The organism is Mesorhizobium sp. LSHC412B00, assembly GCF_000503035.1.
Classification (GTDB): domain Bacteria; phylum Pseudomonadota; class Alphaproteobacteria; order Rhizobiales; family Rhizobiaceae; genus Mesorhizobium.
This window is the reverse complement of the sequence record NZ_AYWB01000004.1, coordinates 340,528-357,098: the sequence shown is the minus strand read 5'-3', so window position 1 is coordinate 357,098 and position 16,571 is coordinate 340,528. Positions and strand designations below refer to the sequence as shown.

General features: G+C 63.4%; 14 protein-coding genes. 4 read left to right on the top strand and 10 right to left on the bottom strand.

The features are described 5' to 3' along the window. Positions 1–2: 2 nt before the first annotated feature. The 9 genes from X757_RS154230 to X757_RS154265 all read right to left on the bottom strand — a co-directional run bounded on the left by X757_RS154230 (position 3) and on the right by X757_RS154265 (position 10,599). Positions 3–428 (bottom strand): proton-translocating transhydrogenase family protein, encoded by a 426-nt coding sequence (locus X757_RS154230; RefSeq protein WP_032885960.1) that lies wholly within the window; start codon positions 426–428, stop codon positions 3–5. Beyond that, positions 428–1,705 carry a Re/Si-specific NAD(P)(+) transhydrogenase subunit alpha gene (locus tag X757_RS154235; protein WP_023695932.1) on the bottom strand — a complete coding sequence of 426 codons (1,278 nt, stop codon included), beginning with the start codon at positions 1,703–1,705 and terminating at the stop codon, positions 428–430. Before X757_RS154235 ends, X757_RS154230 begins: the two co-directional genes overlap by 1 nt. A gap of 83 nt (positions 1,706–1,788) precedes the next feature. Further along, on the bottom strand, positions 1,789–2,013 hold the full coding sequence (locus X757_RS154240; protein ID WP_023671340.1) for an aa3-type cytochrome c oxidase subunit IV: 225 nt from the start codon (positions 2,011–2,013) through the stop codon (positions 1,789–1,791). Positions 2,014–2,178: 165 nt separating this feature from the next. Beyond that, positions 2,179–2,328, bottom strand: a complete 150-nt coding sequence (locus X757_RS1000000166400) for a DUF3096 domain-containing protein (RefSeq protein ID WP_023671341.1) — start codon at positions 2,326–2,328, stop codon at positions 2,179–2,181. 99 nt (positions 2,329–2,427) lie between these two features. Beyond that, the gene (locus tag X757_RS154245; protein ID WP_023683521.1) at positions 2,428–3,198 is read right to left on the bottom strand and encodes a hypothetical protein; all 771 of its coding nucleotides are present in this window, start codon (positions 3,196–3,198) and stop codon (positions 2,428–2,430) included. A 167-nt stretch (positions 3,199–3,365) separates the two neighbouring features. After that, positions 3,366–5,681 carry a bifunctional diguanylate cyclase/phosphodiesterase gene (locus X757_RS154250; RefSeq protein WP_023725942.1) on the bottom strand — a complete coding sequence of 772 codons (2,316 nt, stop codon included), beginning with the start codon at positions 5,679–5,681 and terminating at the stop codon, positions 3,366–3,368. A gap of 91 nt (positions 5,682–5,772) precedes the next feature. After that, positions 5,773–9,243: an indolepyruvate ferredoxin oxidoreductase family protein gene (locus tag X757_RS154255; protein WP_023725941.1), complete on the bottom strand. Its 3,471-nt coding sequence runs from the start codon at positions 9,241–9,243 to the stop codon at positions 5,773–5,775. 221 nt (positions 9,244–9,464) lie between these two features. Beyond that, positions 9,465–9,995 carry a hypothetical protein gene (locus X757_RS154260; RefSeq protein WP_023725940.1) on the bottom strand — a complete coding sequence of 177 codons (531 nt, stop codon included), beginning with the start codon at positions 9,993–9,995 and terminating at the stop codon, positions 9,465–9,467. Continuing rightward, entirely contained in the window at positions 9,988–10,599 is a 612-nt protein-coding gene (locus X757_RS154265; protein ID WP_023725939.1) for a CGNR zinc finger domain-containing protein, read from the bottom strand. The genes X757_RS154260 and X757_RS154265 overlap by 8 nt, the downstream gene beginning before the upstream one ends. An 88-nt stretch (positions 10,600–10,687) precedes the next feature. Between X757_RS154265 and X757_RS154270 the strand changes: the two genes are divergently transcribed. The 4 genes from X757_RS154270 (at position 10,688) to X757_RS154285 (ending at position 15,233) form a co-directional block, all read left to right on the top strand. After that, the gene (locus X757_RS154270; protein ID WP_023725938.1) at positions 10,688–11,593 is read left to right on the top strand and encodes a branched-chain amino acid ABC transporter permease; all 906 of its coding nucleotides are present in this window, start codon (positions 10,688–10,690) and stop codon (positions 11,591–11,593) included. A 197-nt stretch (positions 11,594–11,790) separates the two neighbouring features. Further along, a complete protein-coding gene (locus tag X757_RS154275) occupies positions 11,791–12,396 on the top strand; it encodes a TRAP transporter small permease subunit (RefSeq protein WP_023683517.1) in 606 nt (201 codons plus the stop codon). Then, the gene (locus tag X757_RS154280) at positions 12,393–14,171 is read left to right on the top strand and encodes a TRAP transporter large permease subunit (RefSeq protein ID WP_023725937.1); all 1,779 of its coding nucleotides are present in this window, start codon (positions 12,393–12,395) and stop codon (positions 14,169–14,171) included. Before X757_RS154275 ends, X757_RS154280 begins: the two co-directional genes overlap by 4 nt. 33 nt (positions 14,172–14,204) lie before the next feature. Further along, positions 14,205–15,233, top strand: coding sequence for a zinc-dependent alcohol dehydrogenase family protein (locus X757_RS154285; protein ID WP_023725936.1), 1,029 nt, complete (start codon positions 14,205–14,207; stop codon positions 15,231–15,233). Positions 15,234–15,330: 97 nt separating this feature from the next. Here the strand turns inward: X757_RS154285 and X757_RS154290 are convergent, their stop codons facing one another. Beyond that, a complete protein-coding gene (locus X757_RS154290; RefSeq protein WP_023725935.1) occupies positions 15,331–16,440 on the bottom strand; it encodes a TRAP transporter substrate-binding protein in 1,110 nt (369 codons plus the stop codon). Between the last annotated feature and the right edge of the window lie 131 nt (positions 16,441–16,571).

Below are 16,571 nucleotides of genomic sequence, written 5' to 3'. Positions count from 1 at the left end.
CTCTACCGGTCCTTCTTCTTGTACATGGCCAGCATGCGCTGGGTGACCAGGAAGCCGCCAAAGATGTTGACCGAGACCAGCATCAGCGCGACGAAGCCGAAGCCGGTGGCAATGCCGGAGGCCGAGATGCCGACGGCCAGCAGCGCGCCGACGACGATGACCGAGGAGATGGCGTTGGTGACCGCCATCAGCGGCGTGTGCAGCGCCGGCGTCACCGACCAGACGACGTAGTATCCGACGAAGATCGCAAGTACGAAGATGGCGAAGCGGAAGACGAAGGGATCGATGGCGCCGCCGGACAGTGCGTGCGCGGCATCGCCCGCCGCATCGGCGCCACCGGGCGCGTTGGCCAGGTTCTGCACAGCCAGCCGGACGGCGGCACTTGCCTGGTCGAGCTGATCGAGGGCTTTCTGCAAGGTCTGATCCATCACGCGATCCCCTTCGGCTTGGCGGCGGACTTGCCGGCAGTGGCTTTGTCGGACGCCTTTTTCGGTGCAGCCTTCTTCGGCGTGGCATCAGCCACCATGGTCTCGGCCGGAATGGCCGCCGGTTCGATATGGGGCTGTTCCGCCGCCTTGGCGAAGGCCGGATGCACCACGCGGCCAGCGTCGGTCAGCATCGTCGCCTTAACCAGATCGTCTTCGCGGTTGATGGCGAGCGTCTTGCTGGTCTTGTCGACCAGCGTCTCGAGGAAGGCGAACAGGTTCCTGGCGTAGAGCAGCGAGGCCGATGCGGCGACGCGGCCGGGCACGTTGAGGTGGCCGACGATCTTAACGTTGTTGGCCGTCGTCACCACCTGACCCGCAACCGCGCCTTCGACATTGCCGCCGCGCTCGACGGCGAGGTCGACGATCACTGAACCCGGCTTCATCGAGGCGACCATCGCCGCCGACACCAGCTTCGGCGCCGGCCGGCCGGGGATCAGCGCCGTGGTGATGACGATGTCCTGCTTGGCGATGTGCTCAGCGGTGAGCGCTGCCTGCTTCGCCTGGTACTCCTTCGACATTTCCTTGGCGTAGCCGCCGGCGGTCTCGGCCGCCTTGAACTCCTCGTCCTCGACGGCGAGGAACTTTGCGCCAAGCGACGCCACCTGTTCCTTGGCGGCGGGACGAACGTCCGTGGCGGTGACGACAGCGCCGAGACGGCGCGCCGTGGCGATCGCCTGCAGGCCGGCAACGCCGACGCCCATGATGAAGATCTTCGCCGCCGGCACGGTGCCGGCCGCAGTCATCATCATCGGCAGCGCGCGGTCATACTCCGATGCGCCGTCAATCACGGCCTGGTAGCCGGCGAGATTGGCCTGCGACGACAGCACATCCATCGACTGGGCGCGGGTGATGCGCGGCATGAATTCCATCGAGAAGGCGGTGACCCCAGCCTCGGCAAGCGCCGCGACCGCGGCATCATTGCCGTAGGGATCCATGATGGCGATGACCGCCGCACCCGATTTGTAGCCCTTCAGCTCGGCGTCGGTCGGCCGGCGCACCTTCAGCACCACATCCGCCCGGCTCGCATCCGAAGCCTTGCCGATCGCGGCACCCGCCTTGGCGAACTCCTCATCGGGAATGCGCGACTTGGTGCCGGCGCCCGTCTCGACGGTGACGTCGAAGCCCAGCGCCGCCAGCCGCTTCACGGTATCGGGCGAGGCCGCAACACGAGGCTCGCTGGCATCGAGCTCGCGAGGGATGAAAACCGTCTGTCCCACCGCATGATCCTTTCGGCTGGAACCTGTTTGCGCAAGAGTGCGGCCGGATATCCGGCTACGCCCTGGCAAGGGGTCTGTATAGGCTATCGGAGAATGAAGGCGCCGAGGGCGAGGATCAGCACGAACAGGATGGTCGCGGAGAAGAAGCCGCCTGCGAAGAAGCCGAAAGCCATGGCCAGGAGCAGGGCGCCGCAGAACAGCGAGCCGTATTTGGCCAGCGCCAGAAAGCCATGATAGGTGCGGTCATGTTCGGCATAGTCCATCTTCGCGCCCAGTTCGACAGGACCGGTCGGCGTGTGATCAGCCATAGGAATACCCCTTCGAAGACATCTTTGAGGCACATAGCGAAAAGCCGGGCCAAGAGCAATGGCGCTATTGCCGCACGACCAGTGACAACAGCCTCAAAGGAATGTTGAAAGCCGGCGGTATGGGCTTGTCGCCGGCCTGGCGTCGAAGGTTGAGGGTTTTGCGTTTCAACCGGCTAAATGCGGAAACAGCCCGAGCAGCCCAATGACGATCAGATAGAGCGCGACGATGTAGTTGAGCAGCCGCGGCATCACCAGGATCAGCACGCCGGCAATCAGCGAGATCAGCGGGGTCAGTGCTAGCTCGGGAATATGCATGTCGGTTCCTTTCTATGGCCGCGTCGGCGTCATCCAGAACGCGGAAGCGGCGGGAAAGCTCCAGAGTGCGCGTGCCAAATTGCGCAGGCTTCAGTGGTGTCAGGCGGCTTCGCGGAAAAACTTGGCGGTGGGCAGGATGGTTAGCGGTGCGAGTTCGCCGCTCTTGGGGCGTTGGAAGAGCATGCGCTGCTCGAACGCCGTGGAGTTGAAGAACGGGAAGCGATCCAGCGTCGCCTGCATGTTTTCGGAGCACTTCGACTGGAACAGATGCACGGGAACGGTGAGACCGGGATAGATGCGGGGGGGCACCGCCTGCTCGGAACGGAAGATGCGATGATAGAAGCCGGCATGCTCTTCCTTGACCGCCGTCAGGCAATATGTCGGTTTGAAGTGGCTGCAAGCTACGACCGCAAGCCTGAGCGTCACGTAGGGCAGCACGCGCAGGCTGGTCGACCACTCGATATCGGCAGCGAAACGGCTTGGATCGACGAACGTCTCGCCAACTGCCAGCCGCCGCGCCAGCGTGTCGCCGAACACGGCCGTGCTGGGGGAAACAGGGTATTTCGCGCAGGCGTAGTGGATTCTGATGGTGCTGACCAGAACACCATCGAAGAACACGCCAAATCGGTAGGAATTGCGCAGATCGTCGAAGTCGTCCTTTACCATACGCGAGGCATCGGGCTTCACCATGCCAGCATGAAGGTAGGATTTGTAGCGAAGTCGATAGATGGCTTCCAAATCCTCGGCACCGTCGCAAAGGCGATACTCGACGTGCTCCAGGACGTCCATGATATGACGAGAAAACACCGAAGGAGACTGAGCGGTGGCCCTAGAAGCCACCAGAGGCATACCTGCTAGCTGAGTTTCCATTGTTACCCTCGTGCCGTCGCAACTAAACCATACCGGACGACCGAATGAACAAGAAGATGAAACTCTAATCGTCTGTGTTTACCGAATATTAACGTTAACAATAGGTTAACGTTTTGGCAATTCACAGCTTTTTTGACGGCTTCCAAGCGCGATTTAAAGGTTGGGCTTCATGTGGTCGCGAGTTTGGCGACGGGCCGCAATTCCGCGGCGAAGGGCCAGGTCACACTGGACATCGTTTCGATGCCGGACGCGCTGAGAGCTGCGCCGAAGAGGAAGCCCTGGACGAGGTCGGGTTTCACCGAATGCACCAGGATCTTCAGCTGTTCGAACGTTTCCACACCTTCGATGGTGACGGTCAGCCCGAGCACGCGGGTCAGATCCACGATGCCCTTCAACAAGTCGAGCGAACGCTTGTTCTGGGTCACGTCCATCAGGAACGAACGGTCGATCTTGATCTTGTCGAGCGGCAGCTTGTGGAGGTAGCTCAGGCTTGAATAGCCGGTGCCGAAATCGTCGAGCGCGATGCGCACGCCAAGCTGCTTCAGTTCCTCGATATACTGGCGCGTCAGCGATTTGTCGTCGAGCAGCGCGGTTTCGGTGACTTCGATCTCGAGGCGGCCGGCGGCGAGCCCCGAAGTGGCAAGCGCGTCGCGAACCTTCTGGACGACGTCGCGGCTGCGGAAATCCTTGGCCGAAAGGTTGACCGACACGCTGGTCTGTGCGGGCCATTTGGCGCATTCAGCGCAGGCCGCCGCGAGCACGAAGGTGCTGATCTCGGAAATGATGCCCATTTCTTCGGCCAGCGGAATGAAGACGCTGGGCGAAACCGGCCCGAGGTCGGGATGATCCCAGCGGCACAGCGCCTCGCAGCTGGCGATGCGCATGGTGTTCATCGCCACGATGGGCTGATAGACCACCCGCAAGGCCTTGCCCTCCACAGCCGTGCGCAGGTCGGCCTTCATCATCTGGCGGTTGCGGAACGCCGCATCCATCGCCGCCTCGAAGAGTCGCCAGTTGTTCTTGCCGAGTTCCTTGGCCTTGTAGAGCGCCAGATCGGCCTTGACGATCATGGCGTCGACATCGGTGTCCTCGACCCTGGACAGCACGGCGCCCGCGCTTGCCTGGATGCGCAGGCTGTGACCAGCGACATCGACTTCGCCCTGCAGATCGGCAAAGATCTGGTCGAGCAGGCCCGTCAGATGGCTTTCATCCTCGACGCGGTCGAAGAAGATCATGAACTCGTCGCCGCCGAAACGGCTGACATTGACGCCTTGCCCGGCGACGGCCGCCAGTCGCTCGGCAACGGCATAGATCAGCCCATCGCCGACCGGATGGCCAAGTGTGTCGTTGACGCTCTTGAAATCGTCTAGATCGAGCACCGCCAGCGCGCACAGCCGGTCGCGGCTGCCCGACGCCATGGCCTCGCCGACGAGCTCATGGAAATAGGCGCGGTTCGGTAGGCCGGTGAGGCTGTCATAGCGCGCCATGAAGCGGATCTTTTCTTCGGACTCGACGCGGGCGGTGACGTCCTCGAAGGTGATGACGCCGAGGTCCTGATTGCCCTCGCGGGCCGAGAACTCGTAGTGCTGGCCATTGGAGAAGGAGACCAGCACCTTGCGGTCACGGCCTTCGCGCAACGCGCGCGTCAGCTGCGCTTCGACATAGCGGCAGTCTTTCGGCGCCAGCATGCCGCCCGCAACGCCGCGCAGGAGCAGCGAATGGATCGACCGCCCGAGCAGCTGGTCGGGCGAGCGCAGCGACATCAGATGCGCTGCTTCGGCATTGCCGACCACGACCTTGCCGTCGGGTCCGAGCATGACTAGGCCATGCGACATGGTGTTGAGTGCGCGGTTGAAGCGCTGCGCGATTTGCCTCGCCTGCTTATGCCCGACCACGGCCGAGAACAGCACGTTGCGCACATGGTCGGCACTGCCCTTGATGATGAACATGAACGGGATGATGAGCAGCCCAAGCACGACACTGGGGATGTCAAACCTGAGGATAAGGGCTGCTGCGATCGGCCCGACGAAGGTTACCGCGAAGATCGTGACCATGCGGGGCGAGCCGTAGTTTCGGCCTACGACCGTGACCAGAGAGCCAAGCGTTATGGCGAGCGCTGCGATCTCGGCATACGCATCCGAGTAGACATAGATCGAAATGAAGCAGAACAGGCCCAGCATCAGCCCCTGGATGCTGCCGTTCAGGATATATTCGCGCTCCCATCGTGTCGCATCCAAGGCATCGTGGATGGAACCACCTAGGCGATGGAACCGCCGCAAGCTGAAATACCGCCAAACGCCGATGCCAAGCAGTGCTCCGGCAAGAACCAGGAAGACAGGCTGGCCGTTGCGCCAATAGACCATAAGGCTGGCGGTTGCGTGGCAAAGCGCGCCAATGACCAGCATATGCGCGTTGTCGAACAACGAGCGCACAAACTGGATATAAACATCCACAGGGATGTTATCGGTCTTTGTTCTGCCCATTACTGGCGCCCAACTGAACCACAGCCTTGGCATAGTCCCATTAAAAAACCTTTAGCTCGCGCTGAAGGGCCTGTTTTTCCGGCCCTTTTGGCTACTCAGCGGCTTGTAATGCGCTTGGCTGCACCGGCAACTTGAATCGTTCAAGAAGGCGATTTCGTTCATCCGCCGCCTTTTCGGCGCTGGCCTGCCTGACATGGCCGTAGCCGCGAATGAGCGCCGGCACCGAGGCAAGGGCGATGGCGGCCTCGATCCTGCCTGGCGCAAGGGCCTTGGCGACAAGCTCCAGATCGGCCTCATAGCGGGCCAGAAGCTGCCGCTCGATGCGCCGCTCAGTGCTGTAGCCGAACACGTCGAAGGCCGTGCCGCGCAGGCCTTTCAGCGCCGCCAGCAGGCGAAATCCCTTCATCATCCACGGGCCGAAGCTCGATTTCCTCGGCTTGCCGTCATTGCCGCGCCTGCCCATGATCGGTGGCGCCAGATGAAATTCGAGTTTGTCGTAGCTCTGGAACTGTTTTGAGAGCTCCATAGCGAAGGAGCCGTCGGTGTAGAGCCGCGCCACCTCATATTCGTCCTTGATCGCCATCAGCTTGAACAGGTTTCTGGCGGCGGCCTCGGTCACCGCGGTCGAGCCAGGCACGGCCTTGGCCTCGGCAGCACGCAAAACCGCCAGCTTCTCGGCATAGCGCCTGCCATAGGCGGCATTCTGATAGGCAGAGAGGAAAGCGACGCGGCGGGCGATGATATCGTCCAGCGTCTCGGCGATCTCAGTGGCCTTGCCCGGCTGCGCGATGAGGCCGCGCACAAAGTCCGGCTGATGCGCGGCGCGCCGGCCCCAGCGGAACGCGGCGATGTTCATCGCCACCGCCTCGCCGTTCAATTCGATTGCTCTTTCAACGGCTTGCGCCGACAGCGGCAGCCCGCCATGCTGGAAAGCGAAGCCGAGCATGAACATGTTGGCGCCGAGCGAATTGCCGAACAATTGGGTGGCGGTGCGCGTGGCGTCGAAGAAATGCGTCTTGTCTTCGCCGGCAGCAGCACGGATCGCCTTCTTCAGGCGCTCGATCGGCAGCGAGAAATCGGCCGAACGGGCGAATTCGCCGGGCATGATCTCGGCGGTGTTGGCGAGGAAGATGGTATGGCCTTCGCGCACCGCGCCAAGCACCTTCTTGGCGCCGGACACGACAAGGTCGCAGCCGAGTACCAGGTCGGCCTTGCCGGCCGAAACGCGGATCGCGTGGATGTCGTCCGGCGTGCGGGCGATGCGGACATGGGTGAACACCGAACCGCCCTTCTGGGCGAGGCCGGCCATGTCAATCATGCCGCAGCCCTTGTCCTCGAGATGGGCGGCCATACCGAGCACAGCACCTATGGTGACGACGCCGGTGCCGCCGACGCCGTCGATGATCGCCGCCCAACCCTCGCTACCGAGCGGGAATTCGGCTGGCACCGGCACGCCGTCAAGCGGGTCGGAGCGCCCGGCAATGCCTTCGGCCTTCCTGATCTTGGCGCCGTGCACGGTGACGAAGGACGGGCAGAAGCCGTTGACGCAGGAGAAGTCCTTGTTGCAGCTCGACTGGTCTATTCTGCGCTTGCGGCCGAACTCGGTTTCGACCGGCTGGATCGAGACGCAGTTCGATTGCACCCCGCAATCGCCGCAGCCCTCGCAGACCAGTTCGTTGATGAAGACCCGCTTGTCGGGATCCGGGAAGGTGCCGCGCTTGCGGCGGCGGCGCTTTTCGGCGGCGCAGGTCTGGTCGTAGAGCAGCACCGAGACGCCCTTGACGTCGCGCAGCTCGCGCTGGACGAGGTCGAGGTCGTCGCGGTGGTGGATGGTGGCGCCGGAGGGGAATTCGGCCTTCCCCGCATATTTGTCCGGCTCGTCGGTGACGATGGCGATGCGCTCGACGCCTTCGGCGCGCACCTGCCTGGCGATCATGTCGACAGTCAGGCCGCCCTCATGCGGCTGGCCGCCGGTCATGGCGACGGCGTCGTTGTAGAGGATCTTGTAGGTGATGTTGGCATCGGTCGACAGCGCGAAGCGGATCGCCAGCGTGCCGGAGTGATTGTAGGTCCCGTCGCCGAGATTCTGGAAAATGTGGCCGCGCTTGGAGAATGGCGCCTGGCCGACCCATTGTGCGCCCTCGCCGCCCATGGCGGTGAAGCCGACCGTGTTGCGGTCCATCCACAGCGCCATGAAATGGCAGCCGATACCGGCGGCGGCGATCGAGCCGTCCGGCACCTTGGTCGAGGAATTGTGCGGGCAGCCGGAGCAGAAGAACGGCGTGCGCGAACCGATATCGCTGGTGTCGGCAAGCATCGCCTGGAACTGGCGCAGCTTTGCCACCTTGGCAGTGATCTCTTCCGAAGGGCCGATTGTGCGCAGGATGCGCTCGCCCAGCGCAATGGCGATCTCGTTGGGGTCGAGCGCGCCCTTGGCCGGGAACAGCCAGTCGCCGCGCTCGTCCTTCTTGCCGACGATCATCGGCTGGGTGGCGGTGCCGTAGAGGTTTTCGCGCAGTTGCACCTCGATCAGCGAGCGCTTCTCCTCGACGACGACGATGGTGTCGAGGCCGCGGGCGAATTCGGCGATATGCTGCAGGTCGAGCGGCCATGGGCAACCGACCTTGAACAGGCGGATGCCGATGCGGCCGGCGGCGGCCTCGTCGATGCCGATGTCTTCCAGCGCTTGGCGGACATCGAGATAGCTCTTGCCGAGCGTGATGATACCGAGCTTCGGCGCGCGGCCGCCCGAATAGACGATGCGGTTCAGGCCGTTGGCATGGATGAAGGCGGACGCAGCGGCGCGCTTGTATTCATGCAGGCGCTCCTCCTGTCCGAGCATGTCGATCTCGTCGCGGATGTTGAGGCCACCGGACGGCATATCGAACTCCGGCACGACGATGTTCAGGCGCTCGAGCGCGGCATCGACCGAGGCCGTCGATTCGATGTTGTCCTTGACGCATTTGATAGCCGCCCAGGTGCCGGCGAAGCGCGACATGGCAAAGCCGTAGAGGCCGTAGTCGATGATCTCCTGAACGCCGGCCGGATTGAGGATCGGCACCATGGTGTCGACGAACAGGAATTCGGTGGCGTGCGCATTGGTCGATGATTCGGCCATATGGTCGTCGCCCATCAGCGCAAGCACGCCGCCATGCTTCGACGATCCCGCGAGGTTGGCGTGGCGGAAAACGTCGCCGGAGCGGTCGACGCCCGGTCCCTTGCCGTACCAGACCGAAAACACCCCGTCATGCTTGCCTTCGCCCAGCAATTCCGTCTGCTGAGAGCCCCAGCAGGCGGTGGCGGCAAGCTCCTCGTTGAGGCCGGGCTGGAAGACGATGTCGGCCTGCGCCAGCTGCTTTTTCGCCCGCCACAGCTGCATATCGAGGCCGCCGAGCGGCGAGCCGCGATAACCGGACACGAAGCCGGCCGTGTTGAGGCCGGCCCGGCGGTCGCGCTCGCGTTGCATCAAAAGCATGCGGATGACCGCCTGTGCGCCGGACAGGAAGATGCGCTCCTTACCAAGATCGAACTTGTCGTCGAGCGCGACGTCGTGCAGCGTCATCAGGCATTTCCTCTGCGGAGACAGCACCGGGGGCGCGCAGCCAACGTAGGAGTGAGATGGCGCAGTCTTTCTCCGCTTGCAAGGCAGGTCAAACGAAATCGAAAGTGCCAGGCAAAGCGCAACGAACGATCCGCTGCCGTCGCGTATCCGGCACGAAATCGGTCCGCGGCGGTTGTCCGGCGACCGAAAATTTCCACGCAGTCGCGCCGGGCAAAGACGCGTCAGCCTTTCGAGCAATCCGGCTTCGGCTCACCCGGCAGCTTGCCGTCGGGATGGCCGGCAAGATCGGGATTGGCCGTATAGAGCTGGTCGACCACCAGCGGCCGGTCGGGAAGGATCGACTGGTCCTCGCTCGACATCAGCGTGGTGTCGATCTTCTGCAGGAACGTGCCGTCAGGACCCCTGATGTTGATGGAGATCGCATAGGGTTTGTCCTTGACGATGCAGGTGAGCGCCGGGCTCTCCAGGCTGACCTTGTCGAGCTTCGGCCAGACCTTCTGCTCGACTACCAGGGGAGGGCCGCCGGCCGGATTCTGGAAACTGGCGACCGCAACCTGGCCTTCGCCCATCGGCTGCAGGGGCCGCAGCGTCACGACATAGGTCGCCCGGGCGAGACGGTAGTTGAAGACGACGACCTTGCCGGAAACCTCGAACAGCTTGCCGTCGCCGCCGGTGTCGCGGCAGGCGCCAAGCGCAACGGCTGCAATGAGCGCAGCACCGACAAGGATCGAACGAAAAACAACCCTAGGCATTGTTGACCTCATGGGGCGCCGTGCGGCGGCGGCGATAGTGACGGCTTGCTTTCTGGCGGTTGCCGCACACAGCCATATCGCACCAAAGGCGGCTGGAATTGCGGCTCCTGTCGACGAACAGCCAGCTGCAATTGGGACAGATCCTGAGCCTGGCGACCGTGTCGTCGCGCAGCAGCGACAAGGCCGAAACCGCCAGCGCCGCCTCGAACGCGATCGGCGTCGATGGATCGCCGAACGGTCTACCCGGTGCGCCGATTTCGGCAGGGCTCCGATCGAGGCCGTTGGCGCAGGCCTTGAGAAAAGCGGCGAGGTCGCCGGCGGCAAGCGCACCTTTCGACACCGCGCCGCGAAACAGGCGGTCGGTCGTCTCGCGGATCGCCAGCACCACCGGCGCGATGCTGTCCGGCGAGGTCGCCTCCAGCGGTCTGCCGCCAAGCTCGGCGCCGCGAAAGCCGCTTGCGGCATCGGCGAAGCGCGCGATCTCGGCCGGATCGTCAAAACGGTCGAAGGTCTTTTCCGGATCGTTGCGCAACACCACGGTGTTGGCCGTATCGAGCGCAAGAATGCCGCCGGTGAAGCGATGCGGGGTCCAGGATACCGTCATGCCGGAAATCTAACCGATAAATCGCGTTTGACAAGTTAGATTTACGATGCAAACCTTGGCGCGGGCTCCGGCGCCCGGAAAGCTGTCTATGCTCTATTTCTTCCAGCAGGTGCTGAACGGGCTGCATTCCGGCGCGCTCTATGCGCTGCTTGCCTTCGGCTACGTGCTGACCAACGGCATCCTGCACCGGACCAATCTCGCCTATGGCGCGCTGTTCGCCTTTTGCGGCCAGACGATGATCCTGACCGTGGCCTTCGGCTATCAGGTATTGTGGCTGACCTTGCTGGCGGCAGTAGTGCTCGGCGTCGTCACGGCTTTCCTTTATGCCGCGCTGATCGGCCACGTGCTGTCGCGCAGCGTCTTCGAACCGCTGGCCGACCGCACGCCCAATGCCATTGTGGTGACGACGCTCGGCATCCTGCTCGTGCTGTCGGAAGCAAGCCGTATCGCCGCCGACACGCATGACTGGTGGCTGCCGCCGATGCTGGCGCAACCCGTTGTCTTCGCTCAGGATGCCGGCTTCCAGGCGACGCTGACGCTGATCCAGCTCATCGATTGCGCGGTGGTTCTGGCAGCGATCATGCTCGCTGCATGGGCGTTTGCCCGCTCGGGCTTCGGTCGCCGTTGGCGCGCCGTCTCCGACGATCCCAAAGCGGCTGCCATGTGCGGCGTGGACGTGCGCGCAGTGTTCCGGCATGCGGTGCTGTTCGGCGGTTTCTGCGCCGCGCTGGCCGGAATCATGGCCGCCCTTTACTACGGCAATGTCAGCTTCGGCTCCGGCCTCGTCTACGGGCTGAAAATCCTGTTCGTGACGGCGGTGGGCGGCTATCTCTCTCCGCCTCGGGCCGCGCTCGGTGCGGCCGCCTTCGGCATGACGGAGTCGCTATGGGCCGGCTATTTCCCGATCGAATGGCGCGATGGCTGGATGTATCTGTTCCTGGTCGCGGCACTTGTGCTGATCGGTCCTGGCCGCGACCAGCAGAAGATCGCCTGATCGCCGCATCCGCTGTCAGACTTTGGTTGCATGACGCAGCAGCCGGTCGGCACTTATCCCCTGCCTCCCGTCACGACGGCGTTGATCGCGCCCATGCCATGTTGACCCGCCGAACCACGCACGGCATACCGTTGGGCCACAGCGGCGCGACGGAAAATAGGGGAGCCGGCGCGCCTTCGACCTCAGGGAGGAAATGCATGGCAGGGCTGCTCGCTCTATCCAGAACGATCGACCGTATGAACGAGTTCATCGGCCGGTGGATATCGTGGCTGATCCTGCTGGCAATCCTGGTCAGCGCCGCCAATGCCATCATCCGCAAGGTCTTCGACGTCTCGTCGAATGCCTGGCTGGAACTGCAGTGGTACCTGTTCGGCGCCGCCTTCATGCTGGCCGCCGCCTACACGCTGAAACAGAACGACCATATCCGCATCGACATCGTCTACGGCATGTGGTCGCGCCGCGTGCAGCACTGGATCGACCTGCTCGGCCATGTCTTCTTCCTGATGCCGTTTGTGACGCTGATGGTGATCTATTTTGTACCCTACGTGTCGCTGTCGTTCCGCAGCGGCGAAATGTCGAACAATTCCGGCGGCCTGATCATCTGGCCGGCCAAGGCGATCCTGCTCGTCGGCTTCTTTCTGCTGGCGCTGCAGGGCATCTCCGAGATCATCAAGAAGATCGCCATCATGCGCGGCGACATGGACGATCCCAATCCGTTCATCTCGGTGCACGAACAGGCCGAGCTCGAGGCGAAAGCCCTTGCCGAAGAAGCCAAGGCGCTCGCCCAGGAGGCGCGCCCATGATCGAGTTCATCGCCCAGAACATGGCGCCGATCATGTTCGCCTCGCTGATCATCTTCCTGCTGATCGGCTACCCCGTCGCTTTCTCGCTCGCCGCCAACGGCCTGATGTTCTTCTTCATCGGCGTCGTGCTGTCGCCCTATTCGGGCGGCTCGATCAACCTGGCGTGGCCGCTGCTGCATGCGCTGCCCGACAATTTCTACGGCAGCCGGGTGATGTCGAACGACACGCTCTTGGCAATCCCGTTCTTCACCTTCATGGGCATCGTGCTGGAACGATCGGGCATGGCCGAGGACCTGCTCGACACGATCGGCCAGCTGTTCGGCCCGGTTCGCGGCGGCCTTGCCTATGCAGTGATCTTCGTCGGTGCGCTGCTTGCCGCGACCACGGGCGTGGTCGCGGCTTCGGTCATCGCCATGGGCCTGATCTCGCTGCCGATCATGCTGCGCTACGGCTATGACCGACGACTGGCGTCGGGCGTCATCGCCGCATCCGGCACACTCGCCCAGATCATCCCGCCGTCGCTGGTGCTGATCGTTCTGGCCGACCAGCTCGGCCGTTCGGTCGGCGACATGTATGCCGGCGCGCTGATCCCCGGCCTGGTGCTGACCGGCCTTTACACGCTCTACATCCTGATCATGTCGATCGTCCGGCCGAACTCGATGCCGGCGTTGCCGCTGGCGGCCCGCACGCTTGGCCACGGCGTGCTGTCGCTGCTCGCGGCACTGCTGGTGGCAGTCGCGGCTTCCTATGCGGCATATCGCTACCTTGCGCCGGCGCATGGCGACAATGCCGATATCCTTGGCGCCAGCATCGGGGTGATCCTGATCTATATCGTGGCGATCGCCGACAAGGGCCTGAACATCAACATGATGTCCAGGTTGGCGCAGCAGGTGATCATCGTTTTGATCCCGCCTCTGGCGCTGATCTTCCTGGTGCTGGGCACCATCTTCCTCGGCATCGCCACCCCGACGGAGGGCGGCGCCATGGGCGCGGTTGGCGCCCTGGCGATGGCGGCAATGAAGGGGCGGTTGTCGCTGGATGTCATCAAACAGGCGCTCGCGTCGACCACCAGGCTTTCCTCCTTCGTGCTGTTCATCCTGATCGGCGCGCGGGTGTTCTCGCTGACCTTCTACGGCGTCAACGGCCACGTCTGGGTCGAGCATTTGTTGACGTCGCTGCCGGGCGGCGAAGTCGGCTTCCTGATCGGCGTCAACATCCTGGTCTTCGTGCTCGCCTTCTTCCTCGATTTCTTCGAGCTCGCCTTCATCATCGTGCCGCTTTTGGCGCCGGCAGCCGATAAGCTCGGCATCGACCTGATCTGGTTCGGCGTGCTGCTCGGCGTCAACATGCAGACCTCCTTCATGCACCCGCCTTTCGGCTTTGCGCTGTTCTACCTGCGCTCTGTCGCCGCGCGCGTGCCCTATCTCGATCGCCTCACCGGCAAGCAGATCGCGCCGGTGACCACCGGCCAGATCTATTGGGGCGCCGTGCCCTTCGTCTGCATCCAGGTGATCATGATCGGGCTGACCATCGCCTTCCCGCAAATGGTCATGCGCTACAAGGGTGCGGCCGTCGATCCGGGAACGATCGAGATCAACTTGCCTGATATGCCAGGCCTTGCGCCTCTCGGCACACCACCACCAGCCAACGGTAGCCCATCACCCGCGGCGCCACTGTCGAACGATCTCTCGCAGCCGCCGAATTTCGGCGAGACGCCGCCCGCCAAGCCGGCGGCGCCGGCGACCGACCTGTCGCAGCCGCCGAACTTCAACTGATGTGTGAACACTGAGAACCTGAGTGAGGATGTCATGAGAGCCGTGCGCCTGGAAGCCGTGGGCAGCATTGCGCTACGGGAGGTCGACAAGCCTGTTGCGGGACCGCAGGACGTTCTGGTGCGCGTCGAAACCTGCGGCGTTTGCGGCACCGACCGTCACCTCCTCCACGGCGAATTCCCTTCGAGCCCGCCGGTGACGCTTGGTCACGAATTCTGCGGCATCGTCGAGGCTGTCGGCGACGCGGTTTCCGGCATCGCCATCGGTGACCGTGTTACCGGCGATCCCAACATCTTCTGCGGACGCTGCAGTCATTGCCGAGCCGGCCGCGTCAATCTGTGCAGCAATCTCAGGGCCATCGGCATCCATCGCGACGGCGGCTTCGCCGACTACGTCGTGATGCCGCAGAGCCAGGCCTTTCTTCTGCCTGCGAACCTCAAGCCAACGCATGGCGCCTTCTGCGAGCCGCTGGCCTGCTGCCTGCACGCTGTCGACCTCGCCGGAATCAGACCCGGCGCTGCCGTGGTGGTGCTTGGTGGCGGCGTCATCGGCCTGCTTACCGTGCAATTGGCGAGGCTCGCAGGAGCGGCGACCATCATCCTGTCGACGCGGCAGGCCTCCCGCCGTGCGCTCGCCGAAGAGCTCGGTGCAACGGCGACGGTCGACCCAAGCGCGGTCGACCCGATCGAGGCGATCGCCGGCCCAACCGGCCTTGTGCCCGGCGGGGCCGACGTGGTGCTCGAATGCGCCGGTGTCCCCGATACCGTCGAACAATCGATGCGGCTGGCGAAGTCCGGCGGCACGGTGGTGATCGTCGGCGTGATGCCGCAAGGCGTGAAAGTGCCCTTCGAACCGTTCGACATCCTGTTTCGCGAACTGAAGGTTCTCGGCTCGTTCATCAACCCCTTCACCCACGGGCGAGCGGCGGACCTTGTCGCGTCCGGGGCAATCGAGATCGACAAGCTCATCTCCAGACAGGTCGGCCTGGACGGAGCCCCCTCGGTTATCTCCAACCCGGCAGCGCCCGGCGAGGTCAAGGTGTTGGTGGTGCCGGGCAGGGAATGAAGGGCAGCCTCAGTCCTGCGGTGTTGGCGATTGGCGAAACGGCGATGACCGCGCCCCTCTCCCCGTATAGTGACGGGGAGAAGGGGCAGATCCCAGCCTACAGTTTGCCGTTGCGCTGCTGGACCATCATGAAGGTGTCGTAATTGTACTCGGCCACCTGCGCCCACAGATAGTGCTCCTTGCGGAAGCCCTTGATCGAGTCCCAGATCTTCTTGAACGGTGCGTTGGTGGCTTCCATTTCGGTGTAGACCTCATTGGCCTTCTCGAAACAGGCGGCCATGATGTCCTGGCTGAACGGGCGCAATTTCGCGCCGCCGGCCACCAGCCGCTTGACTGCTGCAGGATTGAGGTAGTCGTATTTCTGCAGCATGTTGGCGTCCGCCGCGTGCGCGGCCGTGTGCACCAGCGACTTGTAGGCCGGCGAAAGCTCTTCGTACTTCGCCTTGTTGAACAGGAGATGGACGGTCGGGCCGCCTTCCCACCAGCCGGGATAGTAGTAATAGGGCGCGACCTTGTAGAAGCCGAGCTTCTCGTCGTCATAGGGGCCGACCCATTCGGCGGCGTCGATCGTGCCTTTTTCCAGCGCCGGATAGATGTCGCCACCGGCGATCTGCTGCGGTACGACGCCGAGCTTCGAGACCACTTTGCCGGCAAAGCCGCCGATGCGCATCTTGAGGCCGGAGAGATCGGCGACGGTGTTGATCTCCTTGCGGAACCAGCCGCCCATCTGCACGCCGGTGTTGCCGCCGGGCAGGCCGAACAGGCCTTGCGTGGCGAGAAACTCGTTGAACAGGTCGATGCCGCCGCCATGATAGTGCCAGGCATTCATGCCGCGCGCGTTGAGCGAGAACGGCACCGCCGCACCGAGCGCCCATGTCGGGTCCTTGCCCCAATAATAGTATGACACCGTGTGGCAGGCCTCGACGGTGCCGGCCGTGGTGGCGTCGGCGGCCTGCAGGCCGGGTACGAGTTCGCCGGAGGCGAAGACCTGGACCTGGAAATTGCCGTCCGTCGCCTCAGACAGCATCTTGGAGAAGACTTCGGCGCCGCCATAGATCGTATCGAGTGACTTGGGGAAAGATGACGCCAGCCGCCACGTCACTTTCGGATTGGACTGGGCGATTGCCGGTGCGGCTAGCGTCGCGGCAGCCGCCGCTGCGCCCACGCCGGTGACCCCGGCCTTGCGGATGAATGAACGACGATCCATGCAGAACCTCCCTTTTGGACCAACAAACCGACATCAGGGACGTCTCCTCACGCCCGGTATCGATTTGCCGAAACAATACACGGGCAAGGGGTCGAGTCCAGCATGGCAGCGGGATTTGACGGCGGCGCTGG